The sequence below is a fragment of the Mesorhizobium sp. M8A.F.Ca.ET.207.01.1.1 genome (assembly GCF_004794715.1).
GTDB lineage: Bacteria > Pseudomonadota > Alphaproteobacteria > Rhizobiales > Rhizobiaceae > Mesorhizobium.
The window spans coordinates 1-344 of sequence record NZ_SRUS01000286.1 but is presented as its reverse complement, the minus strand read 5'-3'; the positions used below and the strand labels follow the sequence as shown (position 1 = coordinate 344).

Here is a 344-nt window from a genome sequence, read left to right as displayed (position 1 = left end):
GAGCCGCCGCCACAGAAGCGATGCGCAAGGTGGATACCCCCACCCAGAAGACCTGCGAGGACGTCGCCGCCCTGCTCGGCATCGACCTGCAGCGCACGGTGAAGTCGGTGGCGCTGATCGCCGGCGAAGGCGAGGCCCAGCAGTTCGTGCTGGTGCTGGTGCGTGGCGACCACGAAGTCAACGAGATCAAGCTGGCCAAGGTCGCCGGCCTGGACGAGCAGCGGTTCGCCAGCGAAGCGGAGATCGCCGAGTACCTGGGCAGCGTGCCGGGCTTCCTCGGCCCGGTCGCCCCGGCCAAGGCCATCCGTGTGGTCGCCGATCGCGAAGTGGCGGCGATGTCCGAC

General features: G+C 69.5%; 1 protein-coding gene. It reads left to right on the top strand.

All coding sequences use genetic code 11. The annotated features are described in order from the left end of the window. Nucleotides 1-29: 29 nt before the first annotated feature. A partial coding sequence (locus EN850_RS34570; RefSeq protein WP_281407309.1) for a YbaK/EbsC family protein occupies nucleotides 30-344 on the top strand: 315 nt, incomplete at its 3' end.